Origin of the sequence: Paenibacillus sp. FSL R5-0473 (assembly GCF_038004565.1) — a bacterium.
Lineage (GTDB): Bacteria > Bacillota > Bacilli > Paenibacillales > Paenibacillaceae > Paenibacillus > Paenibacillus amylolyticus.
The window spans coordinates 4,148,788-4,167,655 of sequence record NZ_JBBORL010000001.1 but is presented as its reverse complement, the minus strand read 5'-3'; the positions used below and the strand labels follow the sequence as shown (position 1 = coordinate 4,167,655).

Here is an 18,868-nt window from a genome sequence, read left to right as displayed (position 1 = left end):
CAGGAACCACTACCGGGATAGTAATCTACCCATTTTTGCCCTGCCCATCGAACATACTTAAAATGAAAGTCTGCACTGGATTCAAGATTGTCCCACCTGAGAAAACCCATATGCGTTATGAAATAAATAAATTATCAAAATCGATTTTTAGACCATATTGGTAAAGTGAAGCGTTGGATGAACTACTTTTGCAACAATCAAAGAGATGATCGGTGATCAGATTATCATAAAAAATAGATGGGGGAAGAGCAAGTATTTGATGTTGTTTCTTCTCAAATTAACCATTCTATAGCCGGCAAAATGAATATCGGACACTAATTCAAATTATACTTCTCCAATACTGAGTTACGGAAAGTTTCGTATTCCGATAATTCCTGAGAAGTGAAAGATTGAGGAAAATTACTTTGACTAGTCTCTTCTAAGCTGAACTTCCCTAAATTATCATTGATTAATCCATAATTACCAAAAGTATTTTTCATTAAGAAAATCACACTTTTATTATTCTTCTGCAGTTCTACATAGTCATCAACTGTATATTTGACGTCTCCTTTGAGGCTAACGGGTTCAATGATTGTCAATTTGTTCTGATCTGAAGGGAAACCATTAGGTTTCTTCAATATCTTTTCAATCTTGATGTTTGTGTTGGTGTGAAAGGATTGCATGGTTCCATCATCAAATCCAGTAATAACATGCTCTCGATCTCTGAAATCTTCTTTTGCATAAACAATAACGATCAGTTCGGCGAACGCATCCAGCTTATCTATTTCATGAAATGTTAAAGAGTTGGCTGAAAGGTTGACGACTTTATGAATGTTTACGTCCGGTTTGGATTGACCATTTACGTAAGCGATTGCAACAGCAGAGATAGCCAATACGAGTAAAGAGACTAGTACAACCTTCTTTTTGAAAAAAGACATGATCTCATCCTCTCCGTCAGATTTAACTTCTTTTGAAAACATCTTGCTACATTTCTACTATACACATATCTGAAAATTATTGTAAATTAAATGTCTGACAGAGTATCAATCCTGAATTCAGAATCTAAAATATGGTGGCACCATGTAATTAATTTTTGGAACGAAAAGACAAAATATGTTGAAGGACCTAAAGCGTGACCATAAAATTGATAAAAAAAATTTAAGGAGGGTCCTATGAAGACCATCGTTTATATGGTAAGGCATGCGGAGTCACCGTATACGGAAGGAACGGAAAGAACGAGGGGTCTTACCCTGGAGGGCAAGATGAATGCAGAACGAATAACGGAAATATTAACGAATGAAGGAATACATTCCATCGTCTCAAGTCCTTATGCCAGGGCGATTCTAACCTTAGAGGGTGTGGCAGCAGCGTTAGAATTAGATATTCAGATCATGGAGGATCTGCGGGAAAGGCATTTTTCAGATGATATGATTGTGGATGAAGAGTTCGAGCCTGCTTCGAAGAAGATGTTTGATGACCCGGATTATGCATTGCCAGGAGGCGAGTCGAACACGGTTTGCCAGAATAGAGCAGTGGGCGTGTTGAAACAGATATTAGAAGAATACAAGGGTGAAAAAGTGGCGATCGGCACACACGGACATGTAATGACGTTGATGATGAACTACTTTGATTCGATTTACGGATTGGATTTTATGAATCAAACCAAGAAACCGGACATTTATCGATTACAATTTGACGAGATGGAATTAGAGAACGTGACAAAGCTATGGAACGAATAGGGTGAAAGTGAAAGGCGAGAACGGTTGTTCATAATTTTGGTTACAGGTAAAATATAGATATCATTAAATATGGAAGGGGTGACTCCATTGACATTACAAAACTTATTTCATGAAAAACCAACGAAACTATGGAAGGAGAGAATGATTGAAGGCGGAGATGAGCTCTTCACAGAAGAGAGATTACTCAAGTCTGATCAAGCCCTGGATACATATTTGCACCAATTAATAGCATTACAAGAAACGCAAGATTCTGAGCGCGTGATGAAGGCTGTAGAAGAAGTTGTGGTTAGGTTTAATGAAATGAATGAGGCCAATGGATACTTTATTGAAACGATGGAACGTGAAGAATTGGCTGATTTTATAGACAAGGCGGCTAGGCTGGCTGGATTAGACATCCAGGAAGATGAAGATATTACGGAAGAATGGAGAGAGTGGTAATTCGGCAGAACAGTGTTTTCCAATTTTAATGATAAGGGTGATCAATATGGAACGAGGACTCATTATATTTTTGAACGGAACGTCAAGTTCGGGGAAGACAAGCATTGCGATGGAAATGAAAAATCAGGGAGACATTCCGTTTCATCACTTATCTGTAGATCAATTTCTGCAAAATTATGATCAGTTTATCGACAATACATATCCAGATATGAAACCAACAAGAGAAGTGGAGCACCATGTGATGGCGGATATCCTGTTCGACCCGATCAATTCGATGTACTGTGCAACCATTAAACTGTTTTCGGAAATGGGTTTGAATGTCATCGTGGATACGGTCATCAGCAATGACAAGTGGTTTAATGATTTTTATGATTTACTATCGGATTATCCGATATTGTTTGTAGGCGTGCAGTGCTCAAAAGAAGAACTCACCAGAAGAGAGCAGAGCAGGGGAGATCGTGAGATTGGACTTGCCCATTCCCAGTTCGACTACATCTACTCCTATGATGAATATGATCTGGAAGTGAATACGGAAGAGCTTAGTTCAGCTGCATGCGCGGAAAAGATATTAAGTTATATGAAGTCTGATCAGGAATACTCGGCATTTAAGAAATTAAGCAGAAGAGAGGTAAAAACACCGTAAAAGAAATGAATTCAAGACCAAGGCTGGTAAGGTGGTCAAAAATTGGAGATGGAGGATTAGACCTCAAGACAAAGTCTGTATTTTGCAAACAAATTTGGATATAGTTCGCTTGAAGTAGTTTATAATCAGATTAAGGAGCAAGGAGGAGTCGAGCATGATTATTTTCAAAGCAACCCAACTCACATTAAAAGATCTTCATGCCAAACCGGAAACCATCCAAGACAGCAATGCCTTCTTTAGTTGGCATGTAAACTTCTTCACGTTGTATGGCAGAAAACACTATGTTTTTATGAATGATTTTTCCAGATTAAGCTTAACGGTCAATGGGATTAGAACGAATCAAGCGAATAAACTGGCAGGAATCTTTAAAAAGAATTTAGAAGACTATTTGGTCGTTGAGAAACTTCCTGACCACCTGGTGAACTATTATTTGGAAAAATGTAATGAGAGCACGATCACCAAAACGGATAGTCGAAGTGTTATAAGTACCATGAATGAAATCATGCTTGTGATGAAGACGCTTGAAGTTGAAGATAATGATTTTCGTGATAAAGATGAACGCCATATGTGGAATAATAGATCTATGTATAAACCCATCGACTATAGAGAACCCATTGAGGTATTTGTTAAAGAGCTTCAAACACGGTTTGAAATGGAGAGTTAGAGAAACTGGATTTTCATCGGAGACCTCTGATGCCAGTAACAGTATAAGATGGATCATGGTGGGTTATTCCAGCAAACCACATCTTATCAAGTCAGACGTCATGAATACGGTAAAATGAGATCAGGAGATATGTTAAAATTACAGAAAGTAGAACTAACTCAATAACAGGAGGTAGAACACATGAAATGGCAAGAAGTTAGAGAACTGTTCCCTGACCAATTTGTTCTGGTTTCTATCATTCATTATCATGAGGAAGACAACAAAAAAATAGTAGATGAAGTTGCACCAATCCGAACCATATCAGAACGAGATGTAAATAAAGAGTTTTTTCAAGTAGAGCCTGGTAACGTCGTGTATCATACTTCAAATCAAGACTTTGTGATCAATCTTCGCAGAGATCCATTAATGAGAGTGAGACGTAATACGAATGAAAATTAACTATGATGGTCAGTTAATTACCACGTCACTCACCGTTACATTTAGAGGCAGAGTATTAAGAATAGATGATGTAATTATAGATACAGGATCCTCACATACGATCATTAGTCCTGATGTTTTAGAGGAAATCGGTGTGAGCTATGAAACCGGCGATTCGATATATGAAGCATACGGGATTGGAGGAAGTATTCCTTTCTACACTAAAGTCATGGACAGGATTGAAATAGGAACAAAAAGCATTGGGAATATAGAAATAGATGTAGGCATATTACCTAAAGAACATAAAGGGCTTCTCGGATTGGATATTCTGAAACAACAAAATTTTATAATTGATCTGAAAACATTAGAATTACATTATTGAAAATAAAATTGTAGTAATGAATGAGACTTATATATAGTGCGTTTCGGATAATAAGATACATATACAAGTGGTTTTTACCTAACAAATTTTGTTAGTTTTTTTTTGTTCTAGAGCCTACGCGCTTTTCAACAGTTGAATTATGCTCTTATCCCATTACTTCAATCCGTAACCAACACTAAACATAAGCACGATTCGCTGTCATGAAACCGATTGTCCGTTCTCCAGTTTGAGCACAAGAAGCATGGTTTATTTTCTCCAAGAAGTTAATGCCTTTCTCCGCACCATGTCGCATTAGTCCGGCTCAAATGTCGCAAAAGTACATGGTAACGCGATGCAGAGATCGTTTATACTCTCTTTATGTTTCGATAATGAAAATCATTATCAGTATTATACATAAGGGGGACTCATCATGAATCAAGGAACAAAGAGGCAGGCTGCCGGAAGCAAGGCATATGCTGCTCACAAATCACGATTATTTATGGGCTTGATGTTGGCCCTTATTCTTGTCCTGACGGCTTGCGGTGCCGGAACAGGTACAGATAGCGGTAAACAATCTGCGGCAACGCCAGCGGAGACACCTGCGAATGCAGAAACACAGACAGATGGAGCTTTTCCCGTAACGATCACACACATGAAGGGTGAGCTGACGCTAAACGAAAAACCACAGAGAATTGCAGTCCTTGATGTTAAATTTCTGGATCAAATGTTAGCAGTTGGCGAGAAGCCAGCTGGTAGTGTAATCGCTGGAGGTAACACCGATTATCCAGAATACTTAGGTGATCAGCCAAGTGATGTGCAGGTTCTGGGTACACGGGACGAGCCTAACCTGGAAGCGATTGTAGCACTCGACCCAGATCTGATCATCATGACCGACTTTCAAGAGAAGCAATATGAGGGTGTAAGTAAAATTGCTCCTACCCTGGTACTCGATTTCTACGAAGACTGGCGGGATACGTTAGCTACAGTGGCTAAGATTACAGACAAGCAGGACGAGGCAGAGAAAGTGCGTACAGCGTATGAAGAGAAAATCGCCGGGCTGAAGACAAAATTGTCAGAGAAGCTGGGTGATGAAACGGTGGCGATCATTCGTCCACGAAAAGAAGGAATTCGTGTTCACGGTATTGAGCACCGCATTGGCGGTATTATGTACAATGACTTGGGGCTGAAGATGCCTGCTTTGGTACAGGAGATTAATGAAGATGGTTCCGTAGAAATCTCGATGGAGAAGGTTCCTGACATTGGGGCAGATCGTTATTTTGTGCTGTCGGATGAGTTGTTTGCGGCAGAGGCAGAGGCGATGTTAACTAATCCCGTGTGGAAGTCCCTTGATGCTGTGAAAAATAACCGCACGTATGACGTAAACTCCACACTGTGGATTGCATACTACGGACCGCTTGCGATTAATCTGATTGTAGATCAGGCATCGGAAGCCCTGCTCGGATCGAACTAATATGAACCCATATCTCTCGACAGACTTATGGAAAGAGACAGTGGAGGATTATTCGATCTTGCTTGGTGAGCCGCCTGAACATAGTGTCCGTACCATTGCTCTAAGTGAGTTGCATGACGAAACGGCATGCCGGGAGTATATCAGTTGGTTTCAGGAGTATATCGATGCGCCTGACATGAAGGTTGCAGCTTCGATGTTAGCCAAACGGATTGGTTATCTGTGGACGGCTCCGCTGGTGACCGCGATGACTTTTCATCATCAGCATGTTTCGTTTCAGCTGGAGAACAGCTTTCTCTATCATCCGGTGCTCTCAGATCATGAGGGAGGCACACGATTTCCTTTTCTAGCGGTGAATGGACTTCAGGCTGAAGGACTAGCGGGAGACAGGGCAGTGTGGCGGGAAAAGGTGGTCGAGGAGATGTTTGCGGTACAGCTTACACCCCTGTTAAAGACGCTTGCTGCAATTGCACCACTTTCGATGAGTATTCTCTGGGAGAATATCATGGTACGTATCGGCCGACTATTCGCTCCTGATGAAGCCGAGACTGAGCAGGAAAGTAAGATCATTCGTGAGGACTTTTCATATCTGACGCAGGTGGCATCCGGGGAAGTGTTTGGTGAGAGGAAGAATCCGTTAACCCGCTTCACCGATTGTAAGGACAATGTGCATGTTGCCAAAAGCGAGCGAATTACCTGCTGTTTCTATTACCAGATGTCAGGGGAATACTGTCTCAAATGTCCGAAAATTGACAATGAGAAAGAATCTCAACTAAAATGACAACAGCAAGAATTTTACCTTTGCTATTGTCAGGAGATGAGAGAAATGCCGCTGCAAGAACAGACAAGTCTATGGAGTGATACAACGATTAAGATGCTTAACGGGGATAGTGGTACTTTGCAGACAGGCAGCGTGTTACACGAAACGAACTTAACTTCAAATGTGCTGCTGCTGGCATATGGAGGGGAAGGGGAGCTTGCAATGGATGGTGAGGGTTGCCACATTGGAGCTTCTTTTGCCTGTCATGTGGTGAAGGGATCATCCTTTACGCTGACGGCCAGATCAGAGGACATTCATTATATTGTCATTATGTACAAGGCTTCTTCCATAGAGGGAGCCTCTCTTGTTGTGCCTTCATATCGCAAGCACCCGCTGCGCAGGTCATTTGTTCAAAACTCGGCAACCCATGCGGAATGGATCGAAAACGCCGAAAAAATCGTTGCCAAATGGCGCCGCGGTGAAGGACTGGAACGTTTTTATGCCAACGCTTTGCTTCAAGGAATAATCTACGAGCTGATCATGGAGTATGAACGGGGTCAAGGGGGAACGGAGTCCGACATGGTGGATGTAGTCGCTTCTTATATCACATCGCACTATCGTCAAAACTTGGAGCTAAAAGAGCTGGCAGCACTAGCGGGCTGTAGTGTGAGACAGCTGCAGCGACGATTCAAACAAGAGAAGCAGCTTGGACCGATGGAATACGTCATTCAGCTGCGTATGGAAAGTGCCTCACGCATGCTGCGTCATACGGATGCGTCCATTGGGGAAATTGCTGAAAAAATGGGCTACCGCGACATGTATTATTTCAGTAGGGCATTTAAAAAATATCATGGCGTTCCACCGCTACACTACCGGCATGCCGCCGCTTCGAGAAGAGATGCAGACTATGCGAATGCTTTGCTGCAAAATCGCACAGCTTCTTCCTATGAATCAGCCGAAGGCCCGGTCATCTGCCATATGCGCGGAGAGTATGCCGTCACCGAGATACCACAGCGTATCGCTGTCCTCGATGTGCAATATGCTGATCATTTGCTTGCACTGGGCTTGTCTCCGGTAGGAAGTGTCGGACTAGGAAGTAGCGTGTTAACGTTCCCTCAATTACTCCGAGCAGGACTCCAGCATACAGCATTACTTGGTACGTATGAATATCCCGATCTTCCGGCGGTAGAGCGACTTGCGCCAGAGCTGATTATTTGCACCGAGGTGCATGATCAGCATCATGAATGGTTAAGCCAGATCGCTCCAGTGCTCATGTTCAAGCGTAATGAAAACTGGCAGACCATCCTGAGTCTATTCGGTGAACTGACAGGCAAGCGAGCAGAGGCCAAGCAGATTATCGCGGATTATCATCGCCGAACAGCTTTGCTGTCCGAGGAATTGTCCTCTGTATTGGCAGGAAAAAGTGTGGCATTGATTCGTCCATTGGATTCCCTCGTGCGCGTCCATTCTGCTGCTCATCGCACAGGCGCTGTGCTGTACCGGGATCTGGGTCTGCCCGTTCCGTTATTTGTGGCAGATACCGCCGACACGGCCTATCATATCTCGGTTGAGAGATTACCTGCAGTACAAGCTAGCCACTACTTTTTGCTGAGTAATGAGCTTATGCAGGATGGGATATCTGCGACAGAGACGAGGGTTTTGGAAATGCTGGATGGGAGCGAGCAACAGTGTGTACATTCCGTTGATGCTGCAACATGGATCGGCTGTTATGGGCCGACAGGTATTAATGGGATAGTAGATCAGATTGAACAGGCGTTGTTGGCTTGATAGGTAGTTGTTGGCGCTAGCCCGCTTGCAGCGAAAGTTGGTACGCTCTACCTTTTTTAAAGTTGATATGTTCCAAATGCATCGGAAGGTCGTCGGATTCCCCATGGGATAAAGAAGGGCCTTTTTGTTTTATTACTATACGGAAGGTTCCAATGCATACTGGTATCTTGTACAACCTTCATATATTCAGTGTATTCAAAGCCCATTGGATCGATTGGATAAGGGTTTGAGAAAACTAATAAATCGCCCTTATTCGCCAATTTCCTTTCGTAATTGTAACAATATGGGTTATCATATACGTAGTTCAGGCACTAGTAGGAGGTGATTCAATGAAAAAAAATATAGCAATAATCATACTAATGGTTGGATTGGTAATAAGCATGTACTACAACTATCAATCCAAAGCGTACAAAGATAATCAAGAAGTTGAATACACGGTTAAACTAAATCATGGAACTCAAATGGGTATAAAAGAATCAATCTTTAATTTAGATAATGTGATAAAAAGCTTAGAGGACGGCTCTTCCAAGGAAACAGTCATACATGCCTTAGGAAATGTGGCGGTATCTTTGAAAGTTGGTGAAGAATCATTCGTGTTCCTGAAATCCGACTTCAGGGAAGATCAATTATCATCAAATCACTTAATCTATAATGTGTTTAGAGATATGTATACGTATATAAATGTAGAAATCATAGGCGAAATTTTATCGAATAAGATATCGCTAGAAAAAGAATCGAGAAATCAACTGATTAAGGATATAGGAGTGCTTAAACAAGATTTGGCGTATATTGATAGTCAATTTAACGAGGATATTCTGAAAGAACAAAGTCCTAAGTGGATTGAGAACAAATGGAAAGAATTAATTGGAGAGATTGTAAATCGAAATACGGATTATAAATTATATGAAAGAATGAAAACGAAATATAATCTATAATGAGTTCGTGAGAGACTATGGATATAGGCGGATAACCCCGCACCAGCTAACTGTGCTCATGCAGCCGCACCCTTTCGGGTGCTTTTAAGCCGGTGGTGGGTTAGCATCTACGAAACGACATCAAACCATAAGGAGGCCAATTACGTGATTAGATTGTGTAAAAGCATGGATACGGATGTAATGTATCAGATTATTAATGATGCAGCAAAGGCATACAAAGGAGTAATTCCTGACGATAGGTATCATGAGCCTTATATGACATTGGAAGAGCTAAAGTGCGAAATGAACGATGGTGTAGTATTTTGGGGGTTTGAAGAAAAAAATCTATTATTAGGAGTTATGGGAATTCAAGATAAGGGTGATGTATGTTTAATTAGACACGCATATGTCCGAACAAACCAACGGAATAGCGGAATAGGTACGAAGCTTTTATCTCATATGGTGGCTTTAACAAATAAACCGATCTTAATAGGGACATGGGACTCAGCTGAATGGGCTAAGAAATTTTACTTAAAGAATGGTTTTAAACTGGTATCACCTGATGAGAAGAAAAAGCTATTAAATACCTATTGGAATGTTCCAGAAAGACAAATTGAGACCTCTGTAGTCTTATGCGATAGCAAGAGGGCCACTTGACAAAATTACTAGAATATACAATTTTAAATTAAATTAGAAGTGGTTTCTTATAATATCATATTCCCGCGCAGGGGCTTGTGCCCCTTGATCTGCCCGTAATATTTCTGTGAAATGGATAAGCAGGTACATCCATTCCCTAAGATAAGGCTATCTAAAGGGGGGCGTCGTGATGCTGGTACATTCCAGAAATTAATAAATCAAAACGAACCTATAATTGAAAGCAAACAGCTAGACAATGTCTATTTAAAAGGACTTAGGAAATATTCACAGATTAGATTAGCGATTGCACTTGAACTTGCAAATATGGATCTGCAAGATGAAGAAAAAAATTAAAGGAGTTTCCGGATTGAAGAATCAAAAGCGTTCAATGATTTTGCTATTTCTTTTAATGATACTAGCCGTAAGTGGTTGTAGTTCAAACAGTGTGAAGACGGATAAAATTATTGAGGATGGGTTGAACATAAACTCGATATCAATTGGACTGGGAGGGAGCGAAGAAGATGAAGGTATAACAGTCGTAACATATCATTTCAATCTATGGAATAGAACCAATAAATCAATAATCCTAAAAACAGTTGAACCAATTATAAGTAATGAGATTCAGGAGCGATTAATCGATAGAGACATTAGATTGGACATAAATAAGAAAATTGATGGTAATACTTCGGAAGCACTGACAGGTACTTTTAAATTAGATACAAAGGGGCTTGATAAAGAAGGAATAATCAAGTTAAACATTAATGTTAAAAAATTTAATATAGCATTTGAACAAGTCATAGGAATAAACGAACCTTAAGGCTAATCAATATCGGATAACAAAGTGTAAATGATGTGGGAGGCTTCCGTTTTGCTGTAAATAGTGGTGTTTCCTTAAAGGAGGATTTTAAATAATGAGAAAACGACATTCTATTGAAAAAGCAGAGTGGTCAGAAACAAGAGAGAACCAGTATCACAAAGACTGCAAGGATATTGTATTTTCATTTGGCGATAGACTCATTGAAGTGGATGGCACGGTTTATTTGAAACGAAAAGAAGTCGAGATTAAGGTAATAAAACCTCTTAAACGAAAAACATTTTGGTATGAAACATGGCTAAAGATTAAAGAAATATACAATACATAGTCTAATATAAATTCAACATGATCGCTTAAGAGCCAGTGAAGGTTAATTAATCATTTTGTGAGTATGGAGGTTATATATTTAATGACGATAAGTTGTCTCAAAGGTGCCAGTTCTGTAGGTAAAAGTACCACTTGTCAGCAGTTCGCTACACAATATGATGCATTTATTGTTCCAGAAACAGGGTTCCTTTTTTGAAGCTCCTCAACTTGAAGGTAAGGAACTTATGATGTGGTTGCTGGAGAGACAAATCGATAGATGGCATATAGCATATGAGAAGAATCAACAACATGAGTATGTGATTTTGGATGGCGATGTATTTAAAATTTGGTACAGCTGGATATATGGTTCTGAGCACCTATCTTTAGATGAAACAGCGAACTTTTTTAGAGAGAAGTTATTGAAGAATGAAATATCATTACCGGATGCTAATGTACTATTCTGGGCTGAAGAAGATGAGCTGCGCAAGCGAAAGGAGATGGATCAGACAAGATCGAGAAGAAATTTTGATAAACATCTGTGCATGATTGAACCTCAGATGAGATACTTCCATTATCTTAATGAACTGGTACCAGGATATGTGGGGATTCATAAAGCAGAGACTGTAGCAGATAATATACATCATATTGTAAAGCATTGCGAAACATTACCGCACATGAAAAAACGAGACATCGAGATCTTTGATAGAGTAATTGATTTCTATAAAAGTACTACTCCTTAAACTCAGTGTGGCTTTTGATAACAGATCCCAAAGTTACTCTAGGTGTGTCTTGGATAACTGACCAAATACTGCGATCAAAGAAAAAGAAATATATGAGGTGGGTTATGGGCGTAAGAAAAAAATATAAACGTAAAATCGTTCGCTCCAATCGATTATTTTATTGGTATGTTGAACCGGATATTGACGATGAAGGAATAATCAAATTACATATCGTTTCTGAGGATAAGAAGTTAATCGTCACTTATGAAGTGGGACAACTCAGTATTAAGAACAAGCCCCCATATATAGTCATCATTGGAGAAGAATTCGAAGGCTGGACAACAGAATATATAGGATACAGAAGAGTAATAACACCGAAATGGAGCGATGAGATCATCACGCCAAAATTGATAGGTGAAATCATTGATTGGTGCCTCTTGAAAGATAAAGAAATAAACATCGTTAATTGGAAAGGCGAAATTCTCCGACATCTCTCCTGAATGGAGTGTAATTGCATTTGAAAATAATTTAGATTCGTGTGGACTCTTTTGAAAACGCATACTTGAAAACAAGACTATGTAATTATCATTTAAATAAAAGGAGAGAAGCTAATGCAGATGAAACGTGGACATCACACGGTTAACAAAGTAATCGCTTGTGTTCTGTCATTCATATTAATCATTATGGCAATAGCGGTACCTGCCCACGCTGAAGAAAAACAGGTTGAGACTACACCATCCAGGATTCCTTTATCCAAGTTAGAGGAAACGATTGATGCTTATGTTGCCTCGTATGAGAAGTACACCGCTGCCGTTTCGGTTGTGGCTATTAAAAATGGTGAAACCATTGTGAATAAGGCATATGGTTACGCAGATATTGAGAAGCAGCGAAAGGCGGATACCTCTACTGTTTTTGAATGGGCTTCAATCTCGAAACTGTTGGTCTATACGAGTGTGATGCAGCTTGTCGAACAAGGAAAGCTTGATTTGGAGACGGATATCAGAGAATATCTGCCAGAGGGATTTTTCAAAAAGCTGAGATACAATGATCCGATTACCCTAATGAACCTGATGCATCACAATGCCGGTTGGGAAGATCAAACAGCGGCCGAGGTGTTTTATTACTCGGAGGATGAAACGTTAGAATTAGGAGAAACGCTGCGTAAAAATGAGCCGAAACAGATATATAAACCAAATAGCGTCGTCGGTTATTCGAACTACGGCGCTGGTCTAGCCGGTTACATCGTGGAAGAGATAAGTGGCCAACCCTTTTATGAGTATGTCAATCAACATATTTTCGAACCGCTTCATATGAACGACACTTCAATTCATCCAACGGGGCAAGATCATCCAGACCTAGCACAAAGAAGGAATGAGATTGAAGGGTATACAAAAGATTTGAAACTGATCCCTGAGAACAGAGTATACGTAACATTTTATCCTACAGGGGCAGCTATTGGGACAGCAGAAGATTTAGGCAAATTTCTTGCAGCGCTGATGCCTGTGGATGATAGCAATGTCTTATTTAAGAATAGGGATACGTTAAACGAAATGTTATCAACAAGTCTCTATTATGACGGGACCTCTACTCCGCGATTTGCGCATGGGTTCGTTGAGATGGAATACTGGGTGCCTACACTGATGCACGAGGGGAATCTGAAAGGGTTTTCCAGCAAAGTTGTCTTTGATCCCGCATCTAAATTTGGGATGGTGGTCATGACTAACCAGTCTTTTGAAGAAATTTATTATTATGGGCTTATCAAAGAAATTTTTGGTGATAACGTCAATTCTAATAGAATTACTTCGGAGGGGGGAGGATATTTTCAATCTGCACGACGGCCTGCCGCTAGATTTACCGATTTATTCAGGCAGCTTGATATAACCAAATTTTCAAAAGCTGAGTTAAGTAGTCTTTATAATGTGGTCGAGCATAATGGCGAGGTTGAGAAAATTTCCTTCACTCCTTACATGGATTACTTGCCTGTATCGAAATGGAAGGTGAACTTGATTGTAATATCTTTTATTCCTGTCATACTAGCCATCCTTTTCAGTGTGACTGCTTTGCTCGTCTATTTTATCCGGATGCTACTTTACAAACTAAATAAACGAGGAAATCCTCGGATAGATTTTAATAAATATCATCTTGCAATTAACTTTGCAGGTGTGGCACTCCTTCTTAATCTTTTCATCATACAAACGAAATTGAGGTTTCCAAATTATCCTGGTTATTCTTCGTTACGGATCAATTTAATGTTTAATCTACTTTATGTGGTTCTAGCAGTGGCGTATCTTGGCTTGCTTATTTATAAACTGCGGAAGAGCAATTACAGGAAAAAGAAAAAGGTGATGTACATTATGTCTGGCATCTCGGCGCTCATCTTGGCTGCTTTTATTGTGGGATGGAATTTGTATGTTTAGAGTGTTGTAGGTACGTCTTTAAGCTCAAACCTATTTATGAGCTGGTGAGGTGCTTTGATCGTCACCGGCACTTGTTTGAGTGACTGAATGGTAGTTGTGAAATTCGATAAGAGAGAGTATTTTCATACCGATATGTATATAAATATCCATATATCTGAATCCTCATCAGTCAACTTTTCATCTATGGCCATCATCGGTCGTCCATTGTTTCAATGACTTTAATCGGTTGCTCTTTCAGTTTTCTAACATATTTTATTTTTTCAGAAGCATTTAAACAAGGATTGTAATCGTTATAGACTTTTTTGATCGCATTTTGTGGTGAAATCGATCTTACCGAAAGAGATTCCTTTTTGATTTTAGATACCATATTTCGGTAAGTAAACAGGCGTGGTATATAATGGTAGTATTCTTGAGGAAAAGGTAGTATTAATTAAAAATTTCCTGTTATTTCACTATACAAGAAAGATTTAGGCGTTTTATTAACTTTGCATACTTTTCTATATTATAATATACTTGGAAATCTCATGAAAATATTATACATCTTACGGAGGTTATTCCATGAAAAAAAAATTAAGTAAATTGTTGGCACTATCTTTAAGTAGCTTATTACTATTTTCTGCTAGCGGTGTTGTTTCAGCGTCAGACATTAATGCTTCAGTTGATGTTGGTAATTCTGTTCTTCTTCAATCTGGGTGGACACAAAGCGAAATTGATGACCTGTTAACGCCAGAAGAAGTAGCAAAATATGCAAATGGTACTTTAGTTGATACTACAACTCATTATGTGAAGCAAATTGTATCAAGTAATACTGAAAATAATTACTCAATGTCGATTACAGACTCTACAAATCTGCCTACTCTAATTGCAGAAACTGGAGAACTTGTCTCTATGAGCAAAGAGGATTTTTACAGAGAGATTGCAGAATCCAATGAGGCTGAAGAAGATTCAGAAAATTCAGTTACACCACAAGCAACCTCTAAAAACCAATCCTATACTACAAGTGATGGATACATGAAATATACTATGGAGACTTATAAAGTAGGTACAAATAAATATCAGTTAAATTTAAGATTTGAATGGGTAAAAAATCCTTCACAAAGAGGTATTGATATCATGGCACTTGCTCATGGTCCACAACTAGTTCAGTCTGGGACGCAGAGTAATGTTACTTTCACTGCAAAGCATGATGCAATAATAAACGGAAAATCATACCCTGAAGTCCCAATTGCTAGAGACTCAATAGTTGTAGATTCGGGTGGGACAGCAGTTACATTTAAACTCCCAACTACATCTCTTAATTACTTAGTAAATAATATTAGAGGCTACATGAGTTATGGAGCACAAAAAGGGAACACCAATGATATAGCAGTTGGGATTCATGGATATTATAAGCATAAAGTCAGTTCACTTAATGTAGCTCCTTCAATAACAATTCCTGGTGGTCCTTCTTTAAGGATATCTTCTGAAAGTACTTATGAAACAGAAAAACCAACACCGTATTTCTCATTCGATCTTTAATATGTTATTATGAGGCCATAAATTATTTTATGGTCTCATCTTTAATTATATAAGATGTAAGGAGTAAGAATTGTGAATAAAAAAGAAAAGAAGTATGTTATTGCTATTATTATACTTGTTGCAGTTGTATTGGGTGCTATTTGGTATTTTAAAGTGGGTTATTTATTGAAAAAACCAGAGATTCCCGAAGCCAATATTGAAATTCAAACAAAAATGGTTGATGGGGGTACGATTAATTTACGAAACGCTGAGTACACCGAAGGACAAATAAAGGTCGGATATGAAGTGAGAGGATTCAGTTTAGAAGAGTATAATATTTCTTGTAAGCTTTATAATGACGGAAATTTAATTACAACTTCTGGCCCAACAGGTGGAGGTTTGATAGAATTAGATGAGAAACATTATTACTTAATTGCGAGTGAGAATATAAATCAGATTAATCTACCTGAATCTATAAATCTAACTGTGGAGATTGCAGTTATACCAAATGATTATAGACAAAAACCTATAACAGCATCATTTAATGTGAGCCTTGATAAACAAGTGCAATAGATTGGTAAGAGGAGATGAGACGTTGAGTTTTATCAATCGTTGAGTAGTACGCTCGTTTCGCCAATTGAATCAGCAATGACCTTCAAGGGGACTGTTGTTCGTACTGCTCCATCTCCATTATTTCCATAAATATTCCTGAATATCATCATTCTTGAGTAAATCATTTTTAGAAATGAAGTGATACTCATCTTCTCCTTTTATATCAAATTTCCTCAGCTAGTAGAACTATTGGGCTACGTTCTGCGGCTCGTTTCAATTAGCGCCTAAAGATCAGAATACCTGCAACGATCCTGCTTATTTCTTACCATACACACATACACAAAAAATGAGTTAAATAGTTTTTATAATGTTGCCGAGAAAATTTCTGTTACCACTTATATTGATTTCTTGCCTGTATTAAATTTAAAAGTGAATTTAATTAAGATTTCTGTTATTCCTGTTGTGCTAGCTATCGTTTTCAGTTTATGTGCTTTGATCGGCTGCTTAATTCAGATGCTCCTGTACAAATTACGTTACCGTGATAATCCTCCAACCAATTTTTATAAATATCATCTTGCAGTTCATTTTGCAGGTGCAGTACTCCTTCTTAATCTTTTCATCATGAAGTTGAGGTTTCAAAATTATCCAGCTTATTCTTCGCTACGGATCAATTTAATGTTTAACTCTTTATGTGGTTCTAGCAGTGGCGTATCTTGGCTTGCTTATTTACAAACTGCGGAAGAACACTTACAGCAAAAAGCAAAAGGTGATGTACATTATGTCTGGCATCTCGGCTTTCATCTTGGCTGCTTTTGTTGTGGGATGGAATTTGTATGTTTAGAAGACTAAACGCTGAATATAGATATTCAAAGCATTGCAATGGCTCGCGGATAACTTCTATACATCATTGATATTATAAGTGGGGAAAATTATAAAGAGTAAAGGCAGCAGTTCCTTATGTGGGACGGCTGCCTTTGTGTTAGTATGCCCTTTGGCAACGTGTGCCTCGGCATATTGAAGGGGGATCAAGATCATCCTATTTTTTGTCTCTCAAAATAAATAATTTAATAGAACTGTAAATGACCACTAGAATATTCAATAATAATAGACCTATATATCCATCCGTTAACTTTGTTCGTTCAATCCACTTATTCACTAACTCTCCAGAGAGAGCTTGTTTTCCTAAATATTTATCTATATCATTTTGATTTATTTCATCCCTATATATAAGTGGAAACTCCATGCTGTTGGATGAAGCAGCTAGCGGCGGATAGAAATCTACCCATTTCTGACCTGCCCATCGATCATACTTATAATGAAAGTCTGCGCTGGACTCAAGATTGTCCCACCTGAGAAAACCCAATAATATTAGAATACAAAGTGTGACAACGCTAATTATTAGCTTCTTGTTAATCAAATAACCCCCATCCTTATGTTGTACTAATAACAGTACCGTTGCATTAAAACAACTTCATTACCCGTTTTATTCTAACAGTATTTTCCGTTATTTGTAAGGGGATTGTTTCCTCCCCGCTGAAATGGTAGTAAGGTAACCAACCTTAAACATAATGCCGTATTGTTTCTGACCTATTTTTCCGGGCCAAGCGTTGAGACACTCTTTCACCACTCAGTTGCTGGAAAACGGGATAGATCTACGATACTTTCAGGAGCTACTATTCGGTCATACGAGTATAAGAACAACTCAGCGATATACGCATATTAGTACGAAAAATATTCAACGCATTCAAAGTCCATTGGATCGTATGGACATGGGAGATTGAGTATCCTGATATATCTCCCTTTTTCACCAATTTTTTCTTCGCAAATATCACCGCATAGGTTATCATATACGTAGTTCAGATATCTGATAGGATGTGTGGTATTTACGAAGTACATAGATTAGATGTTATAGGAAATCAGCGCAAAGTAAAGGAGATAAAAGTATGAACATGTGGCTCGAAGATGTAAAAAATGCATTAAAAGACTTGGGAAGTATGGGTAAATATCCCCAAATCTACGAAAATATTTATAAAAAAAGAAATGGAGTAGTACCGAAAAGCTGGAAGCAAATTATTCAAAGAACAATTCAAAGCTATTCTTCTGATAGTGTATCTGAAACAATTGAAGATATCTTTTATTCCGTATCTGGATTAGGAGAAGGTTTCTGGGGGTTAAGGGAAATTAAAGAACCGTCAATGATTGCTTCAGACAACAATGATGATATCCCTGAAACAGTTAGACAAAGAACCACAGTGTACAGAACACTTCGTGACACAGAACTCGCTAGAAATATAAAGCAGCTTTATCATAATAGATGCCAAATATGTGGGGAAACAATAATGATCACCCAAGAAAAGAAATATTCAGAAGCACATCATATAAAACCTCTTGGTTCACCACACTTTGGCCCGGATGTTGCAGAAAACATTATTGTTTTGTGCCCGAATCACCATGTGTTATTAGATTACGGTGCAATAGAAATAGAAATTGAGAAATTAGCTATTAATGAATTCCATATTATTTCAAACGAATATATTAACTACCATAATAATAAAATTTGCAAGAAATCTTAGGTAAATTCCAAGAAAATACTGACATCCCATAACAATGTATTCACGCGGCTTTTCTGACGGCCCTTGCTCTGCAGAAGCTTTTCGAGGAAGTGGAATCAGCAGACAACCCTGCACTGGCTAAGTCCGTTGGACCCGGTCCTGGCGCCCCTTAAGCCAGTGAGGGCTCGTGACAACAACGTTATA

General features: G+C 38.9%; 24 protein-coding genes. 22 read left to right on the top strand and 2 right to left on the bottom strand.

What is annotated here, in order from left to right; genetic code table 11:
* Positions 1 to 314: 314 nt before the first annotated feature.
* Complete coding sequence (locus tag MKY28_RS18310) at positions 315 to 917, bottom strand: hypothetical protein (protein ID WP_340936575.1); 603 nt, start codon at positions 915 to 917, stop codon at positions 315 to 317.
* Between the two features lie 234 nt (positions 918 to 1,151).
* Between MKY28_RS18310 and MKY28_RS18305 the strand changes: the two genes are divergently transcribed.
* From MKY28_RS18305 to MKY28_RS18210, 20 genes are all read left to right on the top strand, one after another.
* Positions 1,152 to 1,718, top strand: coding sequence for a histidine phosphatase family protein (locus tag MKY28_RS18305; protein ID WP_340936574.1), 567 nt, complete (start codon positions 1,152 to 1,154; stop codon positions 1,716 to 1,718).
* Between the two features lie 87 nt (positions 1,719 to 1,805).
* Entirely contained in the window at positions 1,806 to 2,156 is a 351-nt protein-coding gene (locus MKY28_RS18300; protein WP_445670901.1) for a hypothetical protein, read from the top strand.
* Positions 2,157 to 2,202: 46 nt separating this feature from the next.
* Complete coding sequence (locus tag MKY28_RS18295; RefSeq protein WP_340936573.1) at positions 2,203 to 2,799, top strand: chloramphenicol phosphotransferase CPT family protein; 597 nt, start codon at positions 2,203 to 2,205, stop codon at positions 2,797 to 2,799.
* A 154-nt stretch (positions 2,800 to 2,953) separates the two neighbouring features.
* Positions 2,954 to 3,463, top strand: coding sequence for a DUF6933 domain-containing protein (locus tag MKY28_RS18290; protein ID WP_340936572.1), 510 nt, complete (start codon positions 2,954 to 2,956; stop codon positions 3,461 to 3,463).
* Positions 3,464 to 3,643: 180 nt separating this feature from the next.
* Positions 3,644 to 3,901, top strand: a complete 258-nt coding sequence (locus MKY28_RS18285; RefSeq protein WP_036669338.1) for a hypothetical protein — start codon at positions 3,644 to 3,646, stop codon at positions 3,899 to 3,901.
* Positions 3,891 to 4,262: a retropepsin-like aspartic protease gene (locus MKY28_RS18280; RefSeq protein ID WP_340936571.1), complete on the top strand. Its 372-nt coding sequence runs from the start codon at positions 3,891 to 3,893 to the stop codon at positions 4,260 to 4,262. The genes MKY28_RS18285 and MKY28_RS18280 overlap by 11 nt, the downstream gene beginning before the upstream one ends.
* Before the next feature lie 409 nt (positions 4,263 to 4,671).
* On the top strand, positions 4,672 to 5,712 hold the full coding sequence (locus tag MKY28_RS18275) for an ABC transporter substrate-binding protein (protein WP_101314938.1): 1,041 nt from the start codon (positions 4,672 to 4,674) through the stop codon (positions 5,710 to 5,712).
* Position 5,713: 1 nt separating this feature from the next.
* The gene (locus MKY28_RS18270; protein ID WP_101314939.1) at positions 5,714 to 6,490 is read left to right on the top strand and encodes an IucA/IucC family C-terminal-domain containing protein; all 777 of its coding nucleotides are present in this window, start codon (positions 5,714 to 5,716) and stop codon (positions 6,488 to 6,490) included.
* 45 nt (positions 6,491 to 6,535) lie between these two features.
* The gene (locus MKY28_RS18265; RefSeq protein ID WP_340936570.1) at positions 6,536 to 8,257 is read left to right on the top strand and encodes a helix-turn-helix domain-containing protein; all 1,722 of its coding nucleotides are present in this window, start codon (positions 6,536 to 6,538) and stop codon (positions 8,255 to 8,257) included.
* A 329-nt stretch (positions 8,258 to 8,586) separates the two neighbouring features.
* The gene (locus tag MKY28_RS18260; protein ID WP_340936569.1) at positions 8,587 to 9,192 is read left to right on the top strand and encodes an oxidoreductase; all 606 of its coding nucleotides are present in this window, start codon (positions 8,587 to 8,589) and stop codon (positions 9,190 to 9,192) included.
* 165 nt (positions 9,193 to 9,357) lie between these two features.
* Complete coding sequence (locus tag MKY28_RS18255; protein WP_340936568.1) at positions 9,358 to 9,828, top strand: GNAT family N-acetyltransferase; 471 nt, start codon at positions 9,358 to 9,360, stop codon at positions 9,826 to 9,828.
* A gap of 111 nt (positions 9,829 to 9,939) precedes the next feature.
* Entirely contained in the window at positions 9,940 to 10,161 is a 222-nt protein-coding gene (locus MKY28_RS18250) for a hypothetical protein (protein ID WP_144029838.1), read from the top strand.
* On the top strand, positions 10,145 to 10,624 hold the full coding sequence (locus MKY28_RS18245; protein ID WP_340936565.1) for a hypothetical protein: 480 nt from the start codon (positions 10,145 to 10,147) through the stop codon (positions 10,622 to 10,624). Before MKY28_RS18250 ends, MKY28_RS18245 begins: the two co-directional genes overlap by 17 nt.
* Positions 10,625 to 10,718: 94 nt before the next feature.
* Positions 10,719 to 10,949: a hypothetical protein gene (locus MKY28_RS18240; protein WP_340936564.1), complete on the top strand. Its 231-nt coding sequence runs from the start codon at positions 10,719 to 10,721 to the stop codon at positions 10,947 to 10,949.
* A 154-nt stretch (positions 10,950 to 11,103) separates the two neighbouring features.
* Positions 11,104 to 11,667: a hypothetical protein gene (locus MKY28_RS18235; protein ID WP_340936563.1), complete on the top strand. Its 564-nt coding sequence runs from the start codon at positions 11,104 to 11,106 to the stop codon at positions 11,665 to 11,667.
* A 104-nt stretch (positions 11,668 to 11,771) separates the two neighbouring features.
* Complete coding sequence (locus MKY28_RS18230; RefSeq protein ID WP_340936562.1) at positions 11,772 to 12,146, top strand: hypothetical protein; 375 nt, start codon at positions 11,772 to 11,774, stop codon at positions 12,144 to 12,146.
* Positions 12,147 to 12,257: 111 nt separating this feature from the next.
* Positions 12,258 to 14,063 (top strand): serine hydrolase domain-containing protein, encoded by a 1,806-nt coding sequence (locus tag MKY28_RS18225; RefSeq protein WP_340936561.1) that lies wholly within the window; start codon positions 12,258 to 12,260, stop codon positions 14,061 to 14,063.
* Positions 14,064 to 14,621: 558 nt separating this feature from the next.
* Positions 14,622 to 15,581: a hypothetical protein gene (locus MKY28_RS18220; RefSeq protein ID WP_339300001.1), complete on the top strand. Its 960-nt coding sequence runs from the start codon at positions 14,622 to 14,624 to the stop codon at positions 15,579 to 15,581.
* 72 nt (positions 15,582 to 15,653) lie between these two features.
* Positions 15,654 to 16,133 (top strand): hypothetical protein, encoded by a 480-nt coding sequence (locus MKY28_RS18215; RefSeq protein ID WP_340389693.1) that lies wholly within the window; start codon positions 15,654 to 15,656, stop codon positions 16,131 to 16,133.
* Positions 16,134 to 16,520: 387 nt separating this feature from the next.
* Positions 16,521 to 16,961: a hypothetical protein gene (locus MKY28_RS18210; protein ID WP_340389695.1), complete on the top strand. Its 441-nt coding sequence runs from the start codon at positions 16,521 to 16,523 to the stop codon at positions 16,959 to 16,961.
* A 187-nt stretch (positions 16,962 to 17,148) separates the two neighbouring features.
* On the opposite strand, the gene MKY28_RS18205 is transcribed toward MKY28_RS18210, so the two are convergent.
* The gene (locus tag MKY28_RS18205; protein ID WP_340389697.1) at positions 17,149 to 17,529 is read right to left on the bottom strand and encodes a hypothetical protein; all 381 of its coding nucleotides are present in this window, start codon (positions 17,527 to 17,529) and stop codon (positions 17,149 to 17,151) included.
* A gap of 190 nt (positions 17,530 to 17,719) precedes the next feature.
* Here MKY28_RS18205 and MKY28_RS18200 point away from each other — a divergent pair, with 190 nt between their 5' ends.
* Positions 17,720 to 17,893 (top strand): tyrosine-type recombinase/integrase, encoded by a 174-nt coding sequence (locus MKY28_RS18200; RefSeq protein WP_445670900.1) that lies wholly within the window; start codon positions 17,720 to 17,722, stop codon positions 17,891 to 17,893.
* A 162-nt stretch (positions 17,894 to 18,055) separates the two neighbouring features.
* Positions 18,056 to 18,685: an HNH endonuclease gene (locus MKY28_RS18195; protein WP_340936559.1), complete on the top strand. Its 630-nt coding sequence runs from the start codon at positions 18,056 to 18,058 to the stop codon at positions 18,683 to 18,685.
* Positions 18,686 to 18,868 lie beyond the last annotated feature (183 nt).

Excerpts from the sequence above, each read along its gene's own strand:
- MKY28_RS18310 (WP_340936575.1), bottom strand. The coding sequence starts at position 917 with ATGTCTTTTTTCAAAAAGAAGGTTGTACTAGTCTCTTTACTCGTATTG.
- MKY28_RS18305 (WP_340936574.1), top strand. The coding sequence starts at position 1,152 with ATGAAGACCATCGTTTATATGGTAAGGCATGCGGAGTCACCGTATACG.
- MKY28_RS18295 (WP_340936573.1), top strand. The coding sequence starts at position 2,203 with ATGGAACGAGGACTCATTATATTTTTGAACGGAACGTCAAGTTCGGGG.
- MKY28_RS18290 (WP_340936572.1), top strand. The coding sequence starts at position 2,954 with ATGATTATTTTCAAAGCAACCCAACTCACATTAAAAGATCTTCATGCC.
- MKY28_RS18285 (WP_036669338.1), top strand. The coding sequence starts at position 3,644 with ATGAAATGGCAAGAAGTTAGAGAACTGTTCCCTGACCAATTTGTTCTG.
- MKY28_RS18280 (WP_340936571.1), top strand. The coding sequence starts at position 3,891 with ATGAAAATTAACTATGATGGTCAGTTAATTACCACGTCACTCACCGTT.
- MKY28_RS18275 (WP_101314938.1), top strand. The coding sequence starts at position 4,672 with ATGAATCAAGGAACAAAGAGGCAGGCTGCCGGAAGCAAGGCATATGCT.
- MKY28_RS18270 (WP_101314939.1), top strand. The coding sequence starts at position 5,714 with ATGAACCCATATCTCTCGACAGACTTATGGAAAGAGACAGTGGAGGAT.
- MKY28_RS18265 (WP_340936570.1), top strand. The coding sequence starts at position 6,536 with ATGCCGCTGCAAGAACAGACAAGTCTATGGAGTGATACAACGATTAAG.
- MKY28_RS18260 (WP_340936569.1), top strand. The coding sequence starts at position 8,587 with ATGAAAAAAAATATAGCAATAATCATACTAATGGTTGGATTGGTAATA.
- MKY28_RS18255 (WP_340936568.1), top strand. The coding sequence starts at position 9,358 with ATGGATACGGATGTAATGTATCAGATTATTAATGATGCAGCAAAGGCA.
- MKY28_RS18250 (WP_144029838.1), top strand. The coding sequence starts at position 9,940 with ATGGATAAGCAGGTACATCCATTCCCTAAGATAAGGCTATCTAAAGGG.
- MKY28_RS18245 (WP_340936565.1), top strand. The coding sequence starts at position 10,145 with ATGAAGAAAAAAATTAAAGGAGTTTCCGGATTGAAGAATCAAAAGCGT.
- MKY28_RS18240 (WP_340936564.1), top strand. The coding sequence starts at position 10,719 with ATGAGAAAACGACATTCTATTGAAAAAGCAGAGTGGTCAGAAACAAGA.
- MKY28_RS18235 (WP_340936563.1), top strand. The coding sequence starts at position 11,104 with ATGATGCATTTATTGTTCCAGAAACAGGGTTCCTTTTTTGAAGCTCCT.
- MKY28_RS18230 (WP_340936562.1), top strand. The coding sequence starts at position 11,772 with ATGGGCGTAAGAAAAAAATATAAACGTAAAATCGTTCGCTCCAATCGA.
- MKY28_RS18225 (WP_340936561.1), top strand. The coding sequence starts at position 12,258 with ATGCAGATGAAACGTGGACATCACACGGTTAACAAAGTAATCGCTTGT.
- MKY28_RS18220 (WP_339300001.1), top strand. The coding sequence starts at position 14,622 with ATGAAAAAAAAATTAAGTAAATTGTTGGCACTATCTTTAAGTAGCTTA.
- MKY28_RS18195 (WP_340936559.1), top strand. The coding sequence starts at position 18,056 with ATGAACATGTGGCTCGAAGATGTAAAAAATGCATTAAAAGACTTGGGA.